This window comes from Pseudomonas muyukensis, assembly GCF_019139535.1.
Lineage (GTDB): Bacteria > Pseudomonadota > Gammaproteobacteria > Pseudomonadales > Pseudomonadaceae > Aquipseudomonas > Aquipseudomonas muyukensis.
In genome coordinates this window covers 280,069-303,031 of sequence record NZ_CP077073.1, presented here as the reverse complement: position 1 = coordinate 303,031, position 22,963 = coordinate 280,069, and the positions used below count along the sequence as shown (strand labels likewise).

20 protein-coding genes and 2 pseudogenes are annotated in these 22,963 nt (G+C 64.5%); 12 read left to right on the top strand and 10 right to left on the bottom strand.

The annotated features are described in order from the left end of the window. Positions 1-5: 5 nt before the first annotated feature. From KSS95_RS01450 to choX, 5 genes are all read right to left on the bottom strand, one after another. Entirely contained in the window at positions 6-263 is a 258-nt protein-coding gene (locus KSS95_RS01450; RefSeq protein ID WP_217850996.1) for a hypothetical protein, read from the bottom strand. 315 nt (positions 264-578) lie between these two features. Next, a complete protein-coding gene (locus tag KSS95_RS01445; RefSeq protein WP_217850994.1) occupies positions 579-1,058 on the bottom strand; it encodes a thioesterase family protein in 480 nt (159 codons plus the stop codon). A 10-nt stretch (positions 1,059-1,068) separates the two neighbouring features. Next, complete coding sequence (locus KSS95_RS01440) at positions 1,069-2,034, bottom strand: L-carnitine dehydrogenase (protein WP_217850992.1); 966 nt, start codon at positions 2,032-2,034, stop codon at positions 1,069-1,071. A gap of 82 nt (positions 2,035-2,116) precedes the next feature. Further along, complete coding sequence (gene cdhC, locus KSS95_RS01435; protein ID WP_217850990.1) at positions 2,117-3,001, bottom strand: 3-dehydrocarnitine:acetyl-CoA trimethylamine transferase CdhC; 885 nt, start codon at positions 2,999-3,001, stop codon at positions 2,117-2,119. A 103-nt stretch (positions 3,002-3,104) separates the two neighbouring features. After that, positions 3,105-4,049 (bottom strand): choline ABC transporter substrate-binding protein, encoded by a 945-nt coding sequence (gene choX / locus KSS95_RS01430; RefSeq protein WP_217850989.1) that lies wholly within the window; start codon positions 4,047-4,049, stop codon positions 3,105-3,107. A gap of 158 nt (positions 4,050-4,207) precedes the next feature. Here choX and KSS95_RS01425 point away from each other — a divergent pair, with 158 nt between their 5' ends. Further along, positions 4,208-5,158 carry a GlxA family transcriptional regulator gene (locus KSS95_RS01425; protein ID WP_217850980.1) on the top strand — a complete coding sequence of 317 codons (951 nt, stop codon included), beginning with the start codon at positions 4,208-4,210 and terminating at the stop codon, positions 5,156-5,158. 76 nt (positions 5,159-5,234) lie between these two features. Then, complete coding sequence (locus KSS95_RS01420; RefSeq protein WP_217850978.1) at positions 5,235-6,323, top strand: metallophosphoesterase family protein; 1,089 nt, start codon at positions 5,235-5,237, stop codon at positions 6,321-6,323. A 115-nt stretch (positions 6,324-6,438) separates the two neighbouring features. Here the strand turns inward: KSS95_RS01420 and KSS95_RS01415 are convergent, their stop codons facing one another. Next, entirely contained in the window at positions 6,439-6,840 is a 402-nt protein-coding gene (locus tag KSS95_RS01415) for a lysozyme inhibitor LprI family protein (protein ID WP_217850976.1), read from the bottom strand. 286 nt (positions 6,841-7,126) lie between these two features. On the opposite strand from KSS95_RS01415, the gene KSS95_RS01410 reads away from it, so the two are divergent. The 6 genes from KSS95_RS01410 (at position 7,127) to etfB (ending at position 15,097) form a co-directional block, all read left to right on the top strand. Beyond that, a complete protein-coding gene (locus KSS95_RS01410; protein WP_016392223.1) occupies positions 7,127-8,104 on the top strand; it encodes a dipeptidase in 978 nt (325 codons plus the stop codon). 213 nt (positions 8,105-8,317) lie between these two features. Then, complete coding sequence (locus KSS95_RS01405) at positions 8,318-8,848, top strand: DUF5943 domain-containing protein (protein WP_217850974.1); 531 nt, start codon at positions 8,318-8,320, stop codon at positions 8,846-8,848. Positions 8,849-8,863: 15 nt separating this feature from the next. Then, on the top strand, positions 8,864-10,924 hold the full coding sequence (dgcA, locus tag KSS95_RS01400) for a dimethylglycine demethylation protein DgcA (protein ID WP_217850973.1): 2,061 nt from the start codon (positions 8,864-8,866) through the stop codon (positions 10,922-10,924). Between the two features lie 207 nt (positions 10,925-11,131). Further along, on the top strand, positions 11,132-13,084 hold the full coding sequence (gene dgcB / locus KSS95_RS01395; protein ID WP_217850971.1) for a dimethylglycine demethylation protein DgcB: 1,953 nt from the start codon (positions 11,132-11,134) through the stop codon (positions 13,082-13,084). After that, positions 13,084-14,316: an electron transfer flavoprotein subunit alpha gene (gene etfA / locus KSS95_RS01390; protein WP_217850969.1), complete on the top strand. Its 1,233-nt coding sequence runs from the start codon at positions 13,084-13,086 to the stop codon at positions 14,314-14,316. Before dgcB ends, etfA begins: the two co-directional genes overlap by 1 nt. Positions 14,317-14,326: 10 nt before the next feature. After that, positions 14,327-15,097, top strand: coding sequence for an electron transfer flavoprotein subunit beta (gene etfB, locus KSS95_RS01385; protein ID WP_217850967.1), 771 nt, complete (start codon positions 14,327-14,329; stop codon positions 15,095-15,097). Positions 15,098-15,658: 561 nt separating this feature from the next. On the opposite strand, the gene KSS95_RS01380 is transcribed toward etfB, so the two are convergent. Then, positions 15,659-16,114: an REP-associated tyrosine transposase gene (locus KSS95_RS01380; RefSeq protein ID WP_217850965.1), complete on the bottom strand. Its 456-nt coding sequence runs from the start codon at positions 16,112-16,114 to the stop codon at positions 15,659-15,661. A gap of 208 nt (positions 16,115-16,322) precedes the next feature. Next, on the bottom strand, positions 16,323-17,615 hold the full coding sequence (gbca, locus tag KSS95_RS01375; RefSeq protein ID WP_217850955.1) for a glycine betaine monooxygenase oxygenase subunit: 1,293 nt from the start codon (positions 17,613-17,615) through the stop codon (positions 16,323-16,325). A gap of 298 nt (positions 17,616-17,913) precedes the next feature. Between gbca and gbcB the strand changes: the two genes are divergently transcribed. Continuing rightward, a complete protein-coding gene (gene gbcB, locus KSS95_RS01370; RefSeq protein ID WP_217850936.1) occupies positions 17,914-19,014 on the top strand; it encodes a glycine betaine monooxygenase reductase subunit in 1,101 nt (366 codons plus the stop codon). Between the two features lie 122 nt (positions 19,015-19,136). On the opposite strand, the gene KSS95_RS24740 is transcribed toward gbcB, so the two are convergent. Further along, a complete protein-coding gene (locus KSS95_RS24740) occupies positions 19,137-20,000 on the bottom strand; it encodes a methyl-accepting chemotaxis protein (RefSeq protein ID WP_437179595.1) in 864 nt (287 codons plus the stop codon). Then, positions 19,992-20,747 (bottom strand): annotated as a pseudogene (locus tag KSS95_RS24735) (MCP four helix bundle domain-containing protein); the annotation flags it as partial. The gene KSS95_RS24740 and the pseudogene KSS95_RS24735, both read right to left, overlap by 9 nt. A 291-nt stretch (positions 20,748-21,038) precedes the next feature. On the opposite strand from KSS95_RS24735, the gene KSS95_RS01360 reads away from it, so the two are divergent. From KSS95_RS01360 to KSS95_RS24730, 3 genes and pseudogenes are all read left to right on the top strand, one after another. Continuing rightward, entirely contained in the window at positions 21,039-21,269 is a 231-nt protein-coding gene (locus KSS95_RS01360; RefSeq protein WP_134689888.1) for a hypothetical protein, read from the top strand. Further along, positions 21,266-21,568 carry a cell division protein ZapA gene (locus KSS95_RS01355; RefSeq protein ID WP_134689887.1) on the top strand — a complete coding sequence of 101 codons (303 nt, stop codon included), beginning with the start codon at positions 21,266-21,268 and terminating at the stop codon, positions 21,566-21,568. Before KSS95_RS01360 ends, KSS95_RS01355 begins: the two co-directional genes overlap by 4 nt. 224 nt (positions 21,569-21,792) lie before the next feature. Further along, positions 21,793-22,866 (top strand): annotated as a pseudogene (locus KSS95_RS24730) (HAMP domain-containing protein); the annotation flags it as partial. Positions 22,867-22,963: the final 97 nt, after the last annotated feature.

Genomic DNA, 22,963 nt, shown 5'->3' with positions numbered 1-22,963 from the left:
GCCCTTCAGCCGCGCCTGTTGAACTGCGCCAGCGCCGGCAGCAACTGCTTGTCGATGGCCTGGCGCACCGCCGGCAGGATCGTCGCGCTGCCGGTGTACATCTGCTCCACCATGCCCTTGAGTGCCCGCGCGTTGGGCTCGGTCAGGCCCCGCACCACCACCTCGCAGGCCTGCTCGGCACTGGCGCCGGCCGGAATATCGAAACCCCGCGAGCGCAATTGGCCCAGCAGGTCGTCCTGGTCGATCAGATCTGCATGCATCATGGCTGTTGTCCTTCGCTTGTGTTGTTTGCGACCGATTCTGTGACCGCCAGGGGCAGCCCGGCAAGGGCAGATTGTCACCATGGCCGCTTTGGCTAAGAACAGGTCGTTTACGGCTAAATCGAGGGGCGGGGAAGGCCGCACACTGAGGTCATTCACGGCACCGAGGGTTTGGTCACCCTCCCGCGCGCCCAGTGGATGTTGCTCGCTCTTGGCCCCGGATGCTCACGGCTTTCCGGGGTTATTTTTTTGTGGGCAAGCGCAGGAGCCAGCGCTGCTGGCGAACACCGGCATGGCCGCTGCCATCCACCGCTGCACTTACCTGGAGTGTTCCGGCAGTTGCAAGGTGCGCCCGACGAATCGAGGGGCTGGCAGATCACCCTGGTCGCGCGCCAATGCCTGCAGCAATTGCCCACTGCTTTGCCCGAACGGCGCCGAGCGCGGCCCGGCCAGATCCACATGCAGCAGCATCTGCTCACTGGCCGCCAAGGCCTCGTCGAACCCCGCCCGGTGCAGGCTGTGGTACAGGTGCAGGCGCTTGCGGTCGAAGCCGATGATCTGCGTCTGCACCCACACCTCGGTATCGAGCTTCACCTCGTGCAGGTAGTTGATGTGCGCCTCCAGGGTGAACAGCGAATGCCCGCTCTGGCCCCGTGCATCGGCATCCAGGCCGATGCGCTCCATCAGCGCATCGGTGGCGTAGCTGAAGATCAGCAGGTAGTAGGCGTCGCGCAGGTGGCCGTTGTAGTCGACCCAGTCCGGCAGCACCCGGGTGCGGTAGGTGGTCAGTGCGGGCATCCTCGTCTCCTTATTCGCCGAAGGCCATGCCATGGCTGGCCTTGCTGGCGCGTACCGCCTCCAGCACCGCCAGCAGGGTGTCGTCACGATAGCGCTCCAGCGCGGCGATGCTGCGCTCGCCCAGTTGCTCGGCAGTCCCTTCGACCACATCGTCGATCAGCTTGTCGGTCAGCTCCGGTGCCGGCAGGTAGGTCCAGGGCAGCTTCAGCGCCGGGCCGAACTGGGCCATGAAGTGGCGCATGCCGGCGTCGCCACCGGCCAGGGTATAGGTGAGGAAGGTGCCCATGAACGACCAGCGCAAGCCGGCGCCGAAGCGGATCGCATCGTCGATCTCGCCGGTGCTGGCGACCCCGTCGTTGACCAGGTGCAGGGCTTCGCGCCAGAGCGCTTCGAGCAGGCGGTCGGCAATGAAGCCGGGGACTTCCTTGCGCACATGCAGCGGGCGCATGCCCAGGGCGCTGTAGATGGTTTTTGCCGCTTCGATGGCCTCTGGGGCGGTACGATTGCCGCCGACGATCTCCACCAGCGGCAGCAGGTAAACCGGGTTGAACGGGTGGCCGACCAGGCAACGCTCGGGGTGGCTGGCCGACTCGTAGAACTCGCTGGGCAGCAGCCCCGAGGTGCTGGAGCCGATGATCGCATTGGGCTTGGCCGCGGCGCTGATCTTCGCGTGCAGGTCGAGCTTGAGGTCGAGGCGTTCGGGGGCGCTTTCCTGGATGAAGTCGGCGTCGCGCACGCACTGCTCGAGGGTGGCGACGAAGGTCAGGCGCTCCTGCGCGGCGCCGGGCGCCAGGCCCTGTTTATGCAGGGCTGGCCAGGCGTTGGCGATGCGTTTGCGCAGGGCGGCTTCGGCGCCGGGCGCCGGGTCCCAGGCGACCACGTCCAGGCCGTGGGCCAGGGCGCGCGCGACCCAGCCGCTGCCGATCACGCCGCTACCCAGGGCGGCGAAGGTCTTGATGTCGGTGATGAAAGGCATGTCGAACTCCAGGGCATCTGAATAAGCGGTGGCTGGCACCGGCTTTGCCGGTGTTCGCCGGCAAAGCCGGCTCCTACAGGGGTTAGCGGCGCTTGAGGTTCATCTTTTCCCGGCCTTCGGCCGGGGTCAGCACGCGAGCGCCCATGCGGGTGATGATTTCGGCGGCGCGTTCCACCAGCTGGCCGTTACTGGCCAGCACGCCACGGTCCAGGTACAGGTTGTCTTCCAGGCCGACCCGCACGTTGCCGCCAAGCAGCACGGCCTGTGCGGCCATTGGCATCTGCATGCGGCCGATGCCGAAGCCGGCCCAGGTGACGTTGGCTGGCAGGTTGTCGACCATGGCCTTCATGGTGCTGGTGTCGGCCGGGGCGCCCCACGGGATGCCCAGGCACAGCTGGAACAGCGGGTCTTCGAGCAGGCCTTCCTTGATCATCTGCTTGGCGAACCACAGGTGGCCGGTGTCGAAGATTTCCAGCTCGGCCTTCACCCCCAGCTCGGTGATGCGCTTGGCGCCGGCCCGCAATTGCGCCGGGGTGGAGACATAGATGGCGTTGCCATCGCCAAAGTTGAGGGTGCCGCAGTCCAGGGTGCAGATTTCCGGCAGCAGGGCTTCGACATGGGCCAGGCGCTCCAGCGGGCCGATCAGGTCGGTGCCTGGGCCGAATGCCATCGGCGACTCGCCCGGGCCGATCTCCAGGTCGCCGCCCATGCCGGCGGTGAGGTTGACGATGATGTCGACGTCGGCTTCGCGGATGCGCTCCATGACCTCGCGGTAGAGCTTGACGTCGCGGCTGAAGCGGCCGGTTTGCGGGTCACGGACGTGGCAGTGGACCACGGTGGCGCCGGCCTTGGCGGCCTCGACGGCGGATTCGGCGATCTGCTTGGGAGTGACCGGGACCAGGTGGCTCTTGGCGACCGTGTCGCCGGCGCCGGTGAGGGCGCAGGTGATGATGACGTCGTGGTTCATGGTGGTTCCTTCTGGAATCGTGTGTGGGCTTTTCGCGGGTGCATCGGCTCCTGCAGGGGGGGGCTGCCGCCTGTAGGTGCGGATTCATCCGCGATGCGATCTGTCAGTTGGCGCTGAGCTTGAGGTTGTCCGCGGCGGGTTTGCCGTCGAAGGTCGTGACCCCTTCAAGCCAGCGGGCCTGGTCCTCGGGGTGGTCCTTGAGCCACTGGCGGGCGGACTCCAGGGCATCCTTGTGATCGAGCAGCGGCTGCATCATCCGGCTCTCGTCCTCGGCGCTGAAGCTCAGGTTGGCCAGCAGCCGACTGGCATTGGGGCAGCGCTGGGCGTAGTCCGGCGCGGTCACGGTCCACACCGTGGCGCGGCCTTCGTCGGGGCCCAGGGCGTCCTGGCTGTCGCCCAGGTAGACCATGTCGATGTTCACGTTCATCGGGTGCGGCGCCCAGCCGAAGAACACCACCGCTTCCTGGCGCCGCACCGCGCGGTCTACCGCGGCGAGCATGCCGGCCTCGCTGGACTCGACCAGCTGGAACTTGCCCAGGCCGAACTGGTTCTTGGCGATCATCGCCTTGATCTGGGTGTTGGCGCCGGAGCCGGGTTCGATGCCATAGATCTTGCCGCCCAGTTCCTTCTCGAACCTGTGGATATCGGCGAAGTTCTTCAGGCCCTTGTCGGCCAGGTACTTGGGCACCGCCAGGGTGGCGCGGGCGTCTTCCAGGCTGGGCTTGTCGAGGACCTTGACCTGCTTGGCCTCGACGAACGGGGTGATGGTCTGGGTCATGATCGGGTTCCAGTAGCCCAGGAACAGGTCCAGGCGCTTGTCGCGGATACCGGCGAAGATGATCTGTTGCGAGGCGCTGGTCTGCTTGGTCTGGTAGCCCAGGCCGTCGAGCAGCACCTGGGCCATGGCACTGGTGGCAATGACGTCGGTCCAGTTGACCACGCCCAGGCGCACATTTTTGCAGGCCGCAGGCTCGGCGGCGAAAAGCGGGGTTGCAGCGATGCTGCTCAGGGCAAGGGTGGTCAGGCTGCGGCGGATCAAGCGATGCATGGTGGCTCTCCATCGGCAGGGCGTTTTTTATTGTGGGTCGGTGCGTTTTTCGAACCCTCGCACCGTGTGAACACGCTACCCTGCTGCCAGGGTGGAAAATCGCACCCTGGCGACCAACACTTGCACGCAGGCGACCCCCTTCAACCCTGGAGCATGCAATGGCGCAATTGATTCATTTCCTGCTGTTGCCCGGCTTTTCGGCAATGGGTTTCATCAGCGCCCTGGAGCCGCTGCGGGTGGCCAACCGGTTCAAGGGCCCGTCGTACCGCTGGCGGGTATTGAGCCTGGATGGCGGCGCGGTATTGGCCAGCAACGGCATGTCGGTGAACGCCGACGCTGCGCTGGGCAGCGGCGAGTCGGGCGCGGTGCTGCTGATCGTCGCCGGCTTCGAGCCGCTGGCCTGCTTTGGGCCGCGCTTGCAGCAGGCGCTGCGCCGGCTCGACCATGAAGGGGTGACGTTGGGCGGTATCGATACCGGCCCGGTCGTGCTGGCCGAGGCCGGCCTGCTCGACGGTTACCGCGCGACCCTGCACTGGGAGGCGCTGGATGCGTTCAAGGAGCGCTATCCACGGCTGCAGGTGACCCAGGAACTGTTCGAGATCGATCGCCGACGCATCACCTGCGCAGGTGGCACCGCCTCGATCGACCTGATGCTCGACCTGATCGCCCAGGCCCATGGCAGCGAGCTGGCGGTACAGGTGTCCGAGCAGTTCGTGCTCGGCCGCATTCGCCCGCGCCAGGACCATCAGCGCATGCAGATCGCCAGCCGTTACCGGATCAGCAACAAGAAGCTGGTGAAGGTGATCGGCGAGATGGAGCGCAACACCGAGCAGCCACTCAACACCCAGGTGCTGGCCGATGCGGTGCAGGTGACCCGGCGCCAGTTGGAGCGGCTGTTTCGCCTGCACCTGGACGACACCCCCACAGGCTTCTACCTGCGCCTGCGCCTGGACAAGGCGCGGCAGTTGCTGCACCAGACCGACATGAGCGTGCTCGAGGTGTCGTTGGCCTGTGGCTTCGAGTCGGCGTCGTACTTCACTCGCTGCTATCGGGCACGGTTCGCGCGCTGTCCGCGCCAGGATCGTCAGGCGAGCGCTGCTCGTGAGTAGGATCTGTTTCCCGATTATTGTCGGAGGCATTCATCTTTAGCGTAGGCAGTCCATTGAACGAACAAGGAATGCCGAGATGTTTCCTGCAATACATATCCCAAAAAACGGCTGCCTGGCCTTGGCACTCGCTTCGCTGCTCGCAGCCGGGCACGCCAATGCGGCGGTGCAGGGCTGCGAGGACACCAGGACCGACACCTACGAGGATTATTACCAGCCCGGCTGGAACCAACTGGTGGATTACCCTCAAGGCCGGCAGAAAATGATCATCGCCTCCGACCCGCAGGCCTTTCGCTACATGAGCCAGCGTTTCGACGAGTACCTGGAAGAAACCGACTCTTCCGGCTGGCACAAGACCGAGCCGGTCTATGAGGCGATTGCCCGCGAGCGTGCCGAGCCCTACCACGTGCCGGTGGTGATCAATGGCGATATCACCGAGTACGGCCATGGCGGCGAACGCAGCGCGGTGCAGAAGATGTTCCGCAAGATGGCGGTTGGCGTGGGCGGGCCGCTGATGCTGCCTGGGTTGGGCAACCATGACTACGACAACAATGTGAACAACTGCGGCAACAACGGCTGCGCCCGCGATGCGGTCTGCGACCAGATTGCCTGGGTCCAGGCCATGGGGCCGGTCAACGCCTTCGATTACCGCTATGAAAACGACACCCATGAGGGGTCGCTGTCCTACTCGGTGACCGTGGGGCGCGTGCGTATCATCCAGCTCAACAACGAACCGACCTATGAGCGGCAATGGAGCACCGGCGGTGGCTGGTCATTCAAGCCCAAGCGCCATTTCGCCATCAACCGCTCGCTGGATTGGCTGGAACGGCAGTTGGAAGAGGCCCAGGCCAAGGGCGAGACGGTGATCGTCAACATGCACATGTCCGAAGACTGGCAGGACAAGAGCATCCGCTACCATGAGTTTCCCAAGTTGCTGGAGAAGCATGGTGTGGCGGCGGTGTTCACCGGCCATACCCACTGGAACCTTGGCTTGCACCACGACAGCTTTGGTCGTGTGCCCAACTTTAAGACCGGTGCCCTGAATGCAGGCACTTACCTGCGCCTGACCTTCGATTGGCCGGCGCAGCAGTTGCTGGTGGACGAGGTGAGCATGGACGGGCATTTCAACAAGACCCATGTGGTCGAGCTGAAATCGGCAGAGGCCTGATTGCCTACCCCTGTAGGAGCCGGCGTGCCGGCGAACACCGGCATGGCCGGTGCCATCCACCGCGGCGCTTGGTTCGCCAGCAAGGCTGGCTCCTACGGGAATTTGGCCTGACGCCTTACTGCTGCCCGATCGACTGCAAGTACTCCGAGCGCTCATCGCTACGCTGCGCCACACAGGTGTTCCAGGCCGCTTCGAAGGCCTTGCTGCCGGGTTTCTCGGCATAGGTCTCGACCTTGCAGTCGGCATCGCGCAATTGCCCCCAGAGTTTTTCCGCGGCGTCCATCTTGGCGCTCAGCGCCGCGGCCTTGTCGCTGTCATCGGCGTACTGGTCGCGGATGCGCTGGATCAGGTCGTCGTAGGCTGCCTTCAGCTCGCGCTCGGCGGTCTGCTTGTTGTAGGCGGCGCACGCGTAGCCCTGCTGGTCGGTCTCGACGTTGTCGCAGGGCGTGCTGTCTTCCTCGGCGGCGTGGGCGCCGCCGGCCACGGCCAACAAGACCAGCCATGCCATTGCTTTCATCCGTTTTCTCCTGATCAGGCTAACGAAACGCTGGGATTCTCGCTCAGCCTCGGCCCTGGCGATAGCTCCCTGGTGAAAAGTTCATCAAAGCCTTACAGCACCAGCAGACGAGACTTACTCTCATCTGCCCGGGGCGGGCCAGAGCCTGCCGTGGCGGCCCTTGACGCTTTCGGCAAACCCCCTGTCGTTTTTGCATCGGGGCGCCGCGGGCGGCAGGCATATGCTGGCCCCAAAGCGCCGGCACAAGGTTCGGCGCGGGCAAACTTCAATAAAAGGGGACAGCCTGATGAGCCCAGCCGAACTTCACGCCGACAGCATCGTCATCGATGGCCTGATCATTGCCAAATGGAACCGCGAGCTGTTCGAGGACATGCGCAAAGGCGGGCTGACTGCGGCCAACTGCACGGTCTCGGTGTGGGAGGGCTTCAAGGCCACTGTCGACAACATCGCCGCCAGCCAGAAGCTGATCCGCGACAACAGCGACCTGGTGATGCCGGTGCGTACCACCGCCGACATCCGCAAGGCCAAGGAGCTGGGCAAGACCGGCATCCTCTTCGGCTTCCAGAACGCCCATGCGTTCGAAGACCAGATCGCCTACGTCGACGTGTTCAAGCAGCTCGGCGTGGGCATCGTGCAGATGTGCTACAACACCCAGAACCTGGTCGGCACCGGTTGCTACGAGCGTGACGGCGGCCTGTCGGGCTTCGGCCGCGAGATCGTCGCCGAGATGAACCGCGTCGGCATCATGTGCGACCTCTCGCATGTGGGCTCCAAGACTTCCGAGGAAGTCATCCTCGAGTCGAAGAAGCCGGTCTGCTACTCCCACTGCCTGCCTTCAGGCCTGAAAGAACACCCGCGCAACAAGTCCGACGCGGAGCTTAAGTTCATCGCCGACCACGGCGGCTTCGTCGGCGTGACCATGTTCGCGCCGTTTTTGGCCAAGGGCATCGACTCGACCATCGACGACTACGCCGAAGCCATCGAGTACACCATGAACATCGTCGGTGAAGACGCCATCGGTATCGGTACCGACTTCACCCAGGGCCACGGCCAGGACTTCTTCGAGTACCTCACTCACGACAAGGGCTACGCCCGGCGCCTGACCAACTTCGGCAAGATCATCAACCCGCTGGGTATCCGCACCGTCGGCGAGTTCCCCAACCTCACCGAGACGCTGCTCAAGCGCGGCCATTCCGAGCGCGTGGTGCGCAAGATCATGGGCGAAAACTGGGTCAATGTCCTAAAGGACGTCTGGGGCGAGTGAGCACTGCTGGGGCCTACTGCGCACGCCGATCGCTGCGTCAGGCCCTCACGAAAAGCTCGCCGTGCCTCGGCACTGTCTCGCTTTTCGCTTCGGCCCTTCCTTGCGCTCGACGCGCTCGCTACGGCCCCAACAGCACTCACTGCGGCTTTTTATAAAAGCAAAAGCCAAAGTGGCTTTTGATCGAATCCAAAAATTTTATGGAGTTGAGTTTCCATGGCCAAGATCGCCCCGCAATTGCCAATCGAAGTCGACAGCGAGACCGGTGTCTGGACCAGCGACGCCCTGCCGATGCTCTATGTGCCGCGGCATTTCTTCGTCAACAACCACATGGGTATCGAGGAAGTCCTGGGTGCCGACAAGTATGCCGAGATCCTCTACAAGGCCGGCTACAAGTCTGCCTGGCACTGGTGCGAGAAAGAGGCCGAGTGCCATGGCCTGGAAGGCGTGGCGGTGTTCGAGCACTACATGAAGCGCCTGAGCCAGCGTGGCTGGGGCCTGTTCCAGATCCAGGACATCGACCTGGATAAAGGCACCTGCAGCGTCAAGCTCAAGCACTCGGCGTTCGTGTACGTGTATGGCAAGTGCGGGCGCAAGGTCGACTACATGTTCACCGGCTGGTTCGCCGGTGCCATGGACCAGATTCTCGCTGCCCGCGGCAGCAAGATCCGCACCGTGGCCGAACAGGTCTACGGCGGGTCGGAAGAAGGCCACGAAGATGGCCTGTTCGTTACAAAGCCGTTGTAAGCCGGAGATAGCGTCATGGCCTTCGAAGCAATGTTCCAGCCGATCCAGATCGGCAAGCTGACCATCCGCAACCGCGTGCTCAGCACCGCGCACGCCGAGGTCTATGCCACCGACGGCGGCATGACCACCGACCGCTACGTGAAGTACTACGAAGAGAAGGCCAAGGGCGGCATCGGCCTGGCCATCTGCGGCGGCTCGTCGGTGGTGGCCATCGACAGCCCGCAGGAGTGGTGGTCGTCGGTCAACCTGGCCACCGACCGCATCATCCCGCACTTCCAGAACCTGGCCGACGCCATGCACAAGCATGGCGCCAAGATCATGATCCAGATTACCCACATGGGCCGCCGCTCGCGCTGGGACGGTTTCAACTGGCCGACCTTGATGTCGCCGTCGGGCATCCGCGAACCGGTGCACCGCGCCACCTGCAAGACCATCGAGGTGGAAGAGATCTGGCGGGTGATCGGCAATTACGCGCAAGCGGCGCGGCGTGCCAAGGAAGGCGGCCTGGACGGCGTCGAGCTGTCGGCGGTGCACCAGCACATGATCGACCAGTTCTGGAGCCCGCGGGTCAACAAGCGTACCGACGAATGGGGCGGCACCTTCGAAGGCCGCATGAAGTTCGGCCTGGAAGTATTGAAGGCCGTGCGCGCCGAGGTCGGTGACGACTTCTGCGTGGGCATGCGCATCTGCGGCGACGAATTCCACCCCGACGGCCTCAGCCACGAGGACATGAAGCAGATCGCCGCCTATTACGACGCCACCGGCATGATCGACTTCATCGGCGTGGTCGGCTCGGGTTGCGACACCCACAACACCCTGGCCAACGTCATCCCCAACATGAGCTACCCGCCGGAGCCGTTCCTGCACCTGGCGGCCGGCATCAAGGAAGTGGTCAAGGTCCCGGTGCTGCACGCGCAGAACATCAAGGACCCGAACCAGGCCACGCGCATCCTCGAAGGCGGCTATGTCGACATGGTCGGCATGACCCGCGCGCACATGGCCGACCCGCACCTGATCGCCAAGATCAAGATGGGCCAGATCGACCAGATCAAGCAGTGCGTCGGTGCCAACTACTGCATCGACCGCCAGTACCAGGGCCTGGATGTGCTGTGCATCCAGAACGCCGCGACTTCCCGTGAATACATGGGCGTGCCGCACATCATCGAGAAGAGCACCGGTGCCAAGCGCAAGGTGGTGGTGGTTGGCGCCGGCCCCGCCGGCATGGAAGCGGCCCGGGTGGCGGCCGAGCGTGGCCACGACGTGACCCTGTTCGAGAAGAAAGAGCAAATCGGCGGGCAGATCACCATCGCCGCCAAGGCGCCGCAGCGCGACCAGATTGCCGGTATCACCCGCTGGTACCAGCTGGAGCTGGCGCGGCTGAAGGTCGACCTGCGCCTGGGCACCGCCGCCGACGTGGCGACCATCCAGGACCTGCGCCCGGACATCATCGTGCTGGCCGTGGGCGGGCATTCGTTCCTCGAGCAGAACGAGCACTGGGGCGCCGCCGAAGGGCTGGTGGTCAGCAGCTGGGACGTGCTCGACGGCAAGGTCGCGCCGGGCAAGAACGTGCTGGTGTACGACACCATCTGCGAGTTCACCGGCATGTCGGTGGCCGACTTCATCGCCGACAAGGGCAGCCAGGTCGAGATCGTCACCGACGACATCAAGCCGGGCGTGGCCATGGGCGGCACCACCTTCCCGACCTACTACCGCAGCATGTACCCCAAGGAAGTGATCATGACCGGCGACATGATGCTGGAGAAGGTCTACCGCGAGGGTGACAAGCTGGTGGCGGTGCTCGAGAACGAGTACACCGGCGCCAAGGAAGAGCGGGTGGTCGACCAGGTGGTGGTGGAGAACGGCGTGCGCCCTGACGAGCAGCTGTACTACGCGCTGAAGGACGGTTCGCGCAACAAGGGCCAGATCGACGTGGAGGCGCTGTTTGCCATCAAGGCGCAGCCGATCCTCAGCCAGCCGGGCGAGGGCTACCTGCTGTACCGCATCGGCGACTGCGTGGCCCAGCGCAACGTGCATGCGGCGATCTACGACGCCTTGCGCCTGTGCAAGGATTTCTGATCGCACCGCCTCGCTAGAGGCGGGACTGGCCCCCCTGTAGGAGCGGCCTTGCGTCGCGAAAGGGCTGCGCAGCGGCCCCAGCAATTCATCAGCGCTGAGAATGCTGGGGCCGCTTCGGCGACCCTTTCGCGACGCAAGGCCGCTCCTACAGGGGTCCGCGCCGCTCTTGGGAGTGGCGCAAGAATCCAGCTGTTGTGGGAGCTTCCCATGTTGAACACCCTTCTACCCATCCTGCTGTTCACCGCCCTTGCGCTGGCGGTGCTTGGCGCCCTGCGCCGGGTGCGCATGTGGCGGCGTGGGCGGCCAAGCAAGGTCGACCTGCTCGGCGGCCTGCTGGCCATGCCGCGGCGCTACCTGGTGGACCTGCACCACGTGGTCGAGCGCGACAAGTACATGTCCAAGACCCACGTGGCCACCGCTGGCGGCTTCGTGTTGTCAGCCGTGCTGGCGATCGTGGTGCACGGCTTGGGCCTGCACAGCAAGATCCTTGGCTATGCCTTGCTGGTCGCCACGCTGATCATGTTCACTGGCGCGTTGTTCGTCTTCAAACGGCGGCTCAACCCTCCTGCGCGCCTGTCCAAGGGCCCGTGGATGCGCCTGCCGAAAAGCCTGCTGATGTTCGCGGCGAGCTTCTTCATCGCCACGCTGCCGGTGGCGGGCATCCTGCCGGAAGGCACCGGCGGTTGGGTATTGGTGGCCGTGCTGGGCGTCGGCGTGCTGTGGGGCGTGTCCGAGCTGTTCTTCGGCATGACCTGGGGCGGGCCGATGAAACACGCCTTCGCCGGCGCCCTGCACCTGGCCTGGCACCGCCGCGCCGAGCGCTTCGGCGGGGGGCGCTCCACCGGCCTCAAGCCGCTGGACCTGGAAGACCCGAACGCTCTGCTGGGCGTGGAAAAACCAGTGGACTTCACCTGGAACCAATTGCTCGGCTTCGACGCCTGCGTGCAGTGCGGCAAGTGCGAGGCCATGTGCCCGGCCTTCGCCGCCGGCCAGCCGCTGAACCCGAAAAAGCTCATCCAGGACATGGTCATCGGCCTGGCCGGCGGCACCGATGCGCAGTTCGCTGGCAGCCCCTACCCTGGCAAGCCGCTCGGCGAACACGGCGGTCACCCGCACCAGCCGATCGTCAATGGCCTGGTCGATGCCGAAACCCTGTGGTCGTGCACCACCTGCCGGGCTTGCGTCGAGGAATGCCCGATGATGATCGAGCACGTCGATGCCATCGTCGACATGCGCCGCCACCTCACCCTGGAAAAGGGCGCGACGCCGAACAAGGGCGCCGAGGTGCTGGACAACCTGATCGCCACCGACAACCCCGGCGGCTTCGCTCCCGGTGGGCGGATGAACTGGGCGGCCGACCTCAACCTGCAACTGCTGGCGCAGGTCAAAGCCACCGATGTGCTGTTCTGGGTCGGCGATGGTGCCTTCGACATGCGCAACCAGCGCACCCTGCGCTCGTTCGTCAAAGTGCTCAAGGCCTCCGGCGTCGACTTTGCCGTGCTCGGCCTGGAAGAGCGCGACAGCGGTGACGTGGCACGGCGACTGGGTGATGAAGCGACCTTCCAGCACCTGGCCAAGCGCAATATCCAGACCCTGGCCAAGTACAAGTTCCAGCGCATCGTCACCTGCGATCCGCACAGCTTCCATGTGCTGAAGAACGAGTACGGCGCGCTGGGTGGTGAGTACCAGGTGCAGCACCACAGCACCTACATCGCCGAACTGATCGAAGCGAAGAAACTCAATCTCGGCCAGCACAAGGGTGGCAGCGTCACCTACCACGACCCGTGCTACCTGGGCCGTTACAACGGCGAGTACGAAGCCCCGCGCGCCGTGCTCAAGGCGCTGGGCATCGAAGTGCGCGAGATGCAGCGCTCGGGATTCCGTTCCCGCTGCTGCGGCGGTGGCGGCGGTGCGCCGATCACCGACATCCCTGGCAAACAGCGGATCCCGGACATGCGCATGGACGACATCCGCGAGACCGAGGCCGAACTGGTGGCCGTGGGTTGCCCGCAGTGCACCGCGATGCTCGAAGGCGTGGTCGAACCGCGCCCGCAGATCAAGGACCTCGCCGAGCTGGTGGCCGATGTGCTGATCGAAGAGCAAACCCCGTCGGCCGCAAAGTCGCCAACGGTCAAACGTGAACCTGCGGAGGTGCACTGATGAGCGACGTCATCCGCCGCGACCCACGCGCCGAGTGGATCGCCCGTAACCGCCTGCATCCGCTGCACGCGGCGATGCAGACGCAACAGACCCGCTGGATGGGCCCCAATGGCCTGATCCGCAAGAACCCCCATGCGCTCGCCGCCGGCTTCATCGGCCCGGCCGGCCTCAAGCGCATCGACCGCAGCGGCGCCCAGCAGGGCACCGGTGTCGGCGGGCGGCGCACGGCGGCGGTCGAAGTGCAGTTGCCGTTGCACCAGGTGCCAGCACCGGCGTTCTACATCGCCGTGGTGCCGGACATGGTCGGCGGCCGCCTGAGCAGCCACGACCGCGACTTGCTCGGCCTGGCCCATGGCCTGGCCGGCAGCGACGGCGCGGTGCTGGCGGTGGTGTTCGGCGAGCACAAGGAAAACAACTTTTCCACAGCCGGTGTCGACCGCCTGCTGGTCATCGAAGGTGAGGCCTTCGAGGGTTATGCACCGGAGCAGTTGGTGCAGGGCCTGCGCGCTGTGGATAACCAGTTCACTCCACGCCACTGGCTGCTGCCCGACAGCCGCGCCGGTGGCGGCGAGCTGGGTCGGCGCCTCGGCGCGGCCCTGGGCGAACGCCCGGCGACGCGGGTGTGGCAGATCAAGGACGGCCAGTGCATCGGCCGCGCCGGTGCCGGCCAGCAGGACCTGCAACGCGCCGTGCCACGCCTGATCCTGGGCGCGGCGGAATGCGCCGAGCCGGTCAGCGAAACCTGTCACGAAGCGCTGCCGGTGGAGTTGTCCACAGGCGTGGCGCGCAGCCTGTCGCGCATCGAAGACCTCGGTTCGGTGGCCGTGGATCCGGCGACCATCGCCATGGCCGAGGCCGAGTTCATCGTCTCCGGCGGCAACGGCGTCAAGGACTGGGACCTGTATCACAAGGCCACTGCGGCACTCGGTGCCACCGAAGGGGCCTCGCGGGTGGCGGTGGACGATGGCTTCATGCCGCGCAACCGCCAGGTGGGCGCCACCGGCACCTGGGTCACGGCGCGGGTCTATGTGGCTGTGGGTATCTCCGGCGCTATCCAGCACCTGCAAGGCATCGGCGCCTGCGACAAAGTGGTGGCGATCAACCTGGACCCAGGTTGCGACATGATCAAACGGGCCGACCTGTCGGTGATTGGCGACAGCTCGGCGATTCTCCAGGCACTGATCGAGGCTGTGGACAACTTCCGCAGCGGCGGCCAGCGCGACGCGGCATAGGGGCGCGAGCATGAGTACGAAAGTCATCAGCCTGGTTTCCATTGGCGCCCACCCCAGCTCCGGCCGTGCGCGCCGCGCCGAGCAGGATGCCCGGGCGGTGGAGCTGGGCTTGCAGCTGGCTGGGGATAACTTGCAGGTGGTGCATGCCGGCGACCCGCGTGAGGAGGCGCTGCGGGGTTACCTGGGGATGGGCCTGGCGCACCTGGATGTGCTCGAGCAGCCTGCTGGCGCCGACGTGCTGGGCGTGCTCGGCGACTACCTGCGCGATGCCGGGGCCCAGCTGGTGCTGGCCGGCAGCCAGGCCGAAACGGGCGAGGGCTCGGGCATGCTGCCGTTCCTGCTGGCCGAGAAGCTCGGCTGGCCGCTGGTGGTGGGCCTGGCTGAGGTGGAATCCATCGACAATGGCACCGCCCAGGTGTTGCAGGCCTTGCCACGGGGCCAGCGTCGTCGCCTGAAAGTGCGCTTGCCGTTGTTGGCGACTGTGGATAACGCTGCGCCCAAGCCTCGGCAAAGCGCGTTCGGCCCGGCGCGCCGGGGTGTGCTGGCGGCGCGCAACGTGGTGGTGGTGGACGACCCGGTACTGGGCGCGGAGGCCTTGCAGCCGGCGCGGCCCCGGCCCAAGCGGCTGAAGGTGATCAAGGCCAAGAGTGGCGCCGACCGCATGAAGGCGGCGACGGCGAAGGCCAGTGGTGGCGGTGGCAAGGTGCTCAAGGATGTTTCGCCACAGGAAGGTGCCGAGGCGATCCTCAAGCTGCTGGTGGAGGAGGGGGTGCTGCGCTGAGCGGTTTTGCCCAAAAACTGTTGGCCGCTCTGTGGATAAAGTGTTTGCCTGTTGCTGTAGGCCTTTATTCTCGGTGGCTGCAAAGGTTTGATCAATTTTTGTTCAATACTCGCCACGGCATTGTCCGTGGCTTTTTTATTTGGCCTGGTGACTGGGGGCTGAGATTACTCACAATCGCTGTTGGTCGCTCTGTGGATAATATGTTCGGTTAGTTCTGTATGCCGCGATTTCATTGGGCTGCGTCGTCTTGATCAAAAAATGATCAATTGCTCCCGGTTTTGCCGAAAGTTAAAGGTTTACGGGTGGTTAAGGGCTTATCCACAGATTTTTGGCGAGTCCAGGCTATTCGTTCACAAAGTCTGTTGGCGACCCTGTGGAAAAGGTGTTCGGCTACCCCCGCAGCCCTTTAAATCAGAGGGCTGTACCATTTTGATCAATATTTGATCAATCACCCTTGGCGATAGTTTCCACAATTGCTGTTGGCGGTCCTGTGGATAAAGTGTTTGTGCATGGCGCGCGGCCTTGCAGCTTGCGGGCTACACGGGTTTGATCGTTTTTTGATCAAAGCCATATGGCATCCCAGTGTGGGTAATGGCGCAGGGTTGTGACGAGTCCGGCGCGTAGTGGGTTGGCGACGATGTAGCGGGCGGTGGCGCGCAGGTCGTGTTCCTTGCGCAGGGCATGGTCGTGGAAGTTCTTTTGCCACAGGCGGCCTTGGCGATTTGCAGCTGCGTTGATGAATCGCGAGCTTCTGGATTTGACCCTGCGCATCAGATTGGAAAGGCCAATCTGGCGCAGTTCGATCAGCCAGTGCAGGTGGTCTGGCATGATCACCCAACAGAGGCTGGACACCCATTGTTGGTCATGGGCATGACGCAGTTGCGCGACTAGGGTGCGGGCAAGTTGGAAGTCCTGGAACAAGGGCTCTCTGCCTGTTACCACCGTGGTGACGATGTAGACTCGCCCGGCTTTGGAGTAGCGGCCTTTTCGCAGATGGTGGGCGTGTGCGAGGTTCATCCGTGATCTCCCTTGGCTATTGGGAGAGTCTAGGCGGGAGGGGGCGTGTAGCGTCGAACAGTTTGCCGCCGGATGTAACCTGTAGGAGCCAGCGTTGCTGGCGAAGCTTGTGCGTGGATCATAGGGCGGTTCGCCAGCAACGCTGGCTCCTACAGGCGTACGCGTTCCATGTAGGAGCCAGCGTTGCTGGCGAAGGCGTTTAACGCCGTTACTGCGCCTTGATCTCCTTGAGATAAGCCGCCGGCTCCGCGCCAAGGTTGTTCAGCAACCGCTGGCTGTACCAATCGATGAAATTCACCACGCCGAACTCGTAGGTCTTCGAATAGGGCCCGGGCTGGTACGCCGTGGAGTTGATCCCGCGCTGGTTCTCCTCGGCCAGGCGACGGTCCTGGTCGTTGGTGGCGTCCCACACCTTGCGCATGTCCTCGGGGTTGTAATCCACCCCCTCCACCGCATCCTTGTGCACCAGCCACTTGGTGGTGACCATGGTCTCCTGCGCGCTGATCGGCCACACGGTGAACACGATCATGTGGTCGCCCATGCAGTGGTTCCACGAATGCGGCAGGTGCAGGATGCGCATCGAGCCCAGGTCCGGGTTCTTGATCCGGCCCATCAGCTTCTTGCACGCCACCTTGCCGTCCATGGTCATCGACACGGTGCCCTTGAGCAGCGGCATGCGCACGATGCGGTTACGCAAGCCATGGCTCTTGTGCAGGTAGGGAATCTTCTCGGCTTCCCAGGCCGCGGCCGAGGCGGCGACGTGGTCCTTGAATTCCTGGCTGGCGCGCGGGTCATTGGTGTCGTCCCATTCCAGCAAGGTCTTGAGCAATTCGGGGTGCGAGCCGTTGCAGTGGTAGCACTCGCGGTTGTTCTCCAGCACCAGTTTCCAGTTGGCCTTTTCCATCAAGGTGGTCTGCACCGCCACCTTGGTGTTCTCCATGTCGTACGGCTCCATGTAGTGGTCCAGGGTGGCGAGGAACTCGTCGATGGCCGGCGGGTTCTCGGCCAGGCTGATGAAGATATAGCCACCGGCCACCTTCACGTTCACCGGCTTCAGGCCGTACTGGTTCATGTCGAAGTCGACGCCCATCTCGGTGCCGGCGAACAGCAGGCGGCCGTCGAGCTCGTAGGTCCACTGGTGGTAAGGGCAGACCAGCTTGGCCACCTTGCCTTTCTCGCTGACGCACAGCCGCGAGCCGCGGTGGCGGCAGACGTTGTGGAAGGCATGCACCTTGCCCTCGGCGCCACGCACCACGATGATCGGGTTCTTGCCGATCTGCAGGGTGATGTAGTTGCCCTTGGCCGGGATCTCGCACACCAGGCCGGCGATCAGCCATTCCTTGTGGAAGATCTCCTGCAGGTCGATCTGGAACAGGCGCTCGTCGCAATAGAACGGCTGCGGCAGCGAGTAGGTGCGCTCGCGGGTCTGCAGCATCTCGGCGGTGGCCTTGCGTGCAGGTTCCAGTGGATCGCCCAGGCTCAGGGTTGCGGTGACGTCCATCGTGTGGTCCTCGGGGCCGCGTGCGGCCAGCAAAAGGTGGCTAATCGTTGTTGTTGTGCCGCAAGGCTGTCTGCGTATGAAAACAGCAGTTGGTTTTGCCGAGGAGTGTGCGTTCGGGCACTGAAACGACCATGTCCATGGGCGACATGGCCGAATCGAATTCCGACGCGCCAGCCCCTGTAGTGCGGGGCTGGTCGCGATAAGCACGCCGATGTCGCGGATGGGAATGTACGGCGGCGGCGGGATGCGCATTATCGGAGCCATAAGAAAGGCCGACAGTCGGCTGCTGGAGATGAACATGTCCGATACCTTCCTCAATCCGGTCACCACCCAGACCTGGGCCAATGGCCGCCACATCGTGCGCTGCGTCAAGGTCATCCAGGAGACCTGGGACGTGCGCACCTTCTGCTTCATGGCCGACCAGCCGATCATGTTCTTCTTCAAGCCCGGGCAGTTCGTCACCCTGGAGCTGGAGATCGAAGGCAAGCCGGTGATGCGCTCTTACACCATCTCCAGCTCGCCGTCGGTGCCCTACAGCTTCTCGATCACGGTCAAGCGGGTGCCGGGCGGGTTGGTATCGAACTTCCTCCACGACACCATGCACGAAGGCGCCGAGCTGCCGGTGCACGGGCCGGTGGGGCTGTTCAATGCCATCGATTTCCCGGCGGGCAAGGTGCTGTACCTGTCCGGTGGCGTCGGTATCACCCCGGTGATGTCCATGGCGCGCTGGTTCTACGACACCAACGCCAACGTCGACATGGTGTTCGTGCACAGCGCGCGCTCGCCGAAAGACATCATCTTCCACCGCGAACTGGAGCAGATGGCCTCGCGCATCCCCAACTTCAGCCTGCACATCGTTTGCGAGAAGCACGGCCTGGGCGAGCCTTGGGCAGGCTATCGCGGTTACCTCAACCAGCGCCTGATGGAGCTGATCGCGCCAGACTACATGGACCGGGTGATCTTCTGCTGTGGCCCGACCCCCTACATGAACGCGGTCAAGCGCATGCTCGAGGCGGTCGGCTTCGACATGAAGAACTACCACGAGGAGTCGTTCGGCGCGACGCCGCCGGAGGCCAAGGCCGATGCGGTGGAGCACGCCGAAGCGGCGGCCGATGCGCCGGAACTGGACGTGGCCGACCTCAACCTGGTGGAGTTCGTCGGCAGCGACAAGAGCATTCGCGTGGCCCCGGGCGAGACCGTGCATGCGGCGGCGGCCAAGGTCGGGCTGATGATCCCCAAGGCCTGCGGCATGGGCATCTGCGGCACCTGCAAGGTGCTCAAGCTCGGCGGCGAGGTGGAGATGGAGCACAACGGCGGGATTACCGAGGAGGATGAGGCCGAGGGCTACATCCTGTCGTGCTGCAGCGTGCCGAAGGGGGATGTGCGGATCGAGTATTGATCCGAGCGTGTCGGGGGCCGCTTTGCGGCCCATCGCGACACAAGGCCGCTCCTACAGGGATACGCGTTCCCTGGTAGGAGCGGCCTTTAGCCGCGGTGGGCCGCAAGGCGGCCCCAGCATTTTCAGGTGCGAAAGCGCGCCACCAGGCCGCTGAGGTCCACTGCCAGGCGCGACAGCTCGGCGCTTGCCGCGCTGGTCTGATGCGCCCCAGTGGCGCTCTGCACCGACAGGTCGTTGATGTTCACCAGGTTGCGGTCCACCTCGCGGGCCACCTGGGCCTGCTCCTCGGCGGCGCTGGCGATCACCAGGTTGCGCTCGTTGATCTGCGCCACCGCGCCGGCGATGGTGTCCAGCGCCAGGCCCGCCCCACGGGCGATGTTCAGGGTCGATTCGGCGCGTTCGGTGCTGGTGCGCATCGAGTCCACGGCCTGCTCGGTGCCGCCCTGGATGCTGCCGATCATCCGCTCGATCTCGCTGGTAGACTGCTGGGTGCGGTGGGCCAGGGCGCGTACTTCATCGGCGACCACGGCGAAGCCACGGCCGGCTTCACCGGCGCGGGCGGCCTCGATCGCGGCGTTGAGCGCCAGCAGGTTGGTCTGGTCGGCCAGGCCACGGATCACGTCGAGCACCTTGCCAATGTCGCGGGACTGCTCGGCCAGCTGGCTGATCAGCTTGGCGGTGGCCTGCACGTCGCCGCTCATGCGCTCGATGGCGCCCACGGTCTCCATCACCAGGTCGCGGCCATCACCGGCCGAGCGGCTGGCCTCGCCGGAGGCCTCGGAGGTGCTCACGGCATTGCGTGCCACTTCTTCCACGGCGCTGGTCATCTCGGTGACGGCGGTGGCGGCCTGCTCGATCTCGTTGTTCTGCTGCTGCAGGCCACGGGCGCTTTCGTCGGTGACGCTGTTCAGCTCCTCGGCGGCGGAGGCCAGCTGGGTGGCGGAGCCGGCGATCAGCTGCAGGGTGTCGCGCAGCTTGTCCTGCATCTTGGCCATGGCCTGCAGCAGGCGCGCGGCTTCGTCGGTGCCATCGGGGCGAATGGTATGGGTGAGGTCGCCTTCGGCGATCTGCTCGGCGGCCTTGAGCGCTTCCTCGATGGGCTTGACGATGCTGCGGGTCAGCAGGAAGGCGAACAGCAGGGTCAGCACGGTGGCGGCGATCAGCAGGCCGATCACCAGGGCGAAGGCGCCGGCGTACTGGCTGGCGGCGGCGGCGTTGGTGTCGGCGGTCTGGTCGGTGTTGATGCGCACCAGGGTGTCCATCACCTTGTTGATCTGCTCGGAGTTGGCCAGCAGGTCGCTGTTGAGCAGGCCGCGCAGGGCGTCCAGGTCGCCGGCCTGGCTCAGGCTGCGCATGCGCGCCTCGAGCTGGCGGTATTGATTGAGCAACTGGCCGTACTGGTCGAACGCGGCTTTCTCGTCGGCGGCGGTGACCAACGGCTCATAGGCCCGGCGGGCCTTGTCGATCTGCGCGTTGCGCTCGTCGAGCAGGCGCAGGGTCTCCTGCTGGGTGGCCGGCTCGCGGTTGAGCAGCAGGCGGTAGGAGAGGGTGCGCAGGCGCAGGTTCAGCGCGGTCAGTTCGTCGAGGGTCTTGATGCTGGGCACGCTGACTTGCTCGATGGTCACGCCAGCCTGGCGGATGTTGCCCATCTGGATCAGCGAGAAAATACCCAGGCCGAGCATCAGCACGCCGATCACGGCGAAACCGAGCAACGCGCGGGGCGCGATATTCATATTGCGTAGGGACATGGAGGCGGTTTCCAAGGCAGATGAGGTGCCGCGATCCATGCGACTAAGAGTGACCTGCCGAGCTATCGGTCGTGACCGCCGAGTCTTGAGGCCGAAATGATGAAATTGTGAGCCAGCTATCTATTTTCCTGACCAGCGGTTGACCCAGGTCGGAACAAGGTAGGGGTTGGCCTGTCAACCTGACCGGGTAAACACTTCCTGAATCCTATATTTAATGGCGGGGGCGCAGGTTTTTCCTTATCGTGTGCGCCCTCTGCAACAACCCGAGATAGACGCATGTTGGAAACTTCCCTGAATCAACTCGAGCAACTGGTCAGCGACCTGATGCATAAAAACGCCCAGCTGAGCGAACAGAACACCAGCCTCAGCCAGGAATTGGCCCAGGCCAAGGAAGAGAACGACAGCCTGCAGTTGTCCCTGATGGAACAGGAAGAGAAGCACGGCGCCACCGCCGCCCGCATCCAGGCCCTGGTCGAGCGCGCCAGCGCGGGTGTCGTGAACGCATGAGACTGCAAGCGCAGCCGGTCAACGTCGTGTCGATCCTGGGCAACGACTATTCGCTCAAGGCGCCTGAAGGCCAGGAGGAAACTCTCTCCCAGGCCGTGCGCATGCTCAACGTTGCCCTGGCTGAAACCAAGCGCAACTACCCGACCCTGATCGGCGACAAGCTGCTGGTGCTGGCGGCCTTGAACCTGTGCTCCAAGCAGATCGAGCTGCAGCGCGAGCACGCCCAGACCCTCGAGCGTACCCAGGCGCAGATCGACGCCACGGTCGATGCCATCAGCAAGGCCGTCTCCGACGTCTGACGCGCCTGCGCGCGGCTAAACCGTAGGAGCCTTGCTGGCGAACCAGGCGCCGCGGTGAATGGCACCGGCTGTGCCGGTGTTCGCCGGCAAGCCGGCTCCTACGCTGTTTTCGGCCTGCCTGCTGGAGCGTTGGGCGCGCCAAGCCTTGTCGCGGATCACTGGAATAACTGGATACTTAAGTGTATACACTTCCCGAAAAACAATAATTATCGGGGAGCAAGGGCATGCGTATCTGGCGGCGAAGCATCCAGTGGCAATTGATCGCGAGCATGGGCGCCGCCCTGCTGGCGAGCATCCTGGTGGTGGTGGCGATCTATACGGTGGCGCTCAACCGCCTCACCGAGCGCTACCTGCTCGACACGGCGCTGCCGGCGAGCATCGAAGCCATACGCAACGATATCGAGCGCATGCTCGGCCAGCCCTTGGTGGCTGCGGCGGACATCGCCGGCAACACCCTGCTGCGCGACTGGCTGGCCGCAGGCGAAGCCCCCGCCGAACTGCCGCGCTTCATCGAATACCTCGACACCGCCAAGCAGCGCAATCGCGCCTTCACCACCCTGTTCGTCTCCACCGGCAGCGGCCACTACTACAACGAGAAAGGCCTGGATCGCACCCTCAGCCGCGCCAACCCCAAGGACCAGTGGTTCTACGGCTACATCGACAGCGGCGCCGAGCGCCTGATCAACATCGATATCGACGGTGCTACCGGTGAGCTGGCGCTGTTCATCGACTACCGCGTGGAAAAGGCCGGCCAGTTGGTGGGCGTGGCCGGCATGGGCCTGCGCATGACCGAGCTGTCGAAACTGATCCACGACTTCAGCTTCGGCGCGCACGGCAAGGTGTTCCTGGTACGCAACGATGGCTTGATCCAGGTCCATCCCGACCAGCAGTACAGCGGCAGGCGGCAACTGGCCGAACAGTTGGACGCCGCGGCGGCAAAGGCCGTGCTGAGCGCGGGTGAAGGCCTGCGCAGTAGCCGTTTCCAGCGTGATGGCGAGGACTACCTGGCCCTGGGCTTGCCCTTGCGCGACCTCAACTGGACCCTGGTGGCTGAGGTCCCCGAGGCCGAAATCTATGCCCAGGCGCGCCAGGCGATCTGGCAGACCTGCCTGATCGGCGGCGCGGTGGCGCTGCTTTCGCTGTTGCTGGTGGTGCTGCTGGCCCGTGGCCTGGTGCGGCCGATCCGCCAGGTTACCGCGGCGCTAGTGCAGATTGGCAGTGGCGCGGGCGACCTCAGCCACCGCCTGGACGATGCGCGCCAGGACGAGCTGGGTGACCTGGCGCGTGGCTTCAACCGCTTCCTCGACAGCCAGCGCGCGCTGATCGGCGAGGTGCTGCGCACCACCGAGCGCCTGCACCTGTCGGTGGAACAGGTGACCCAGGTGGTGGACAACA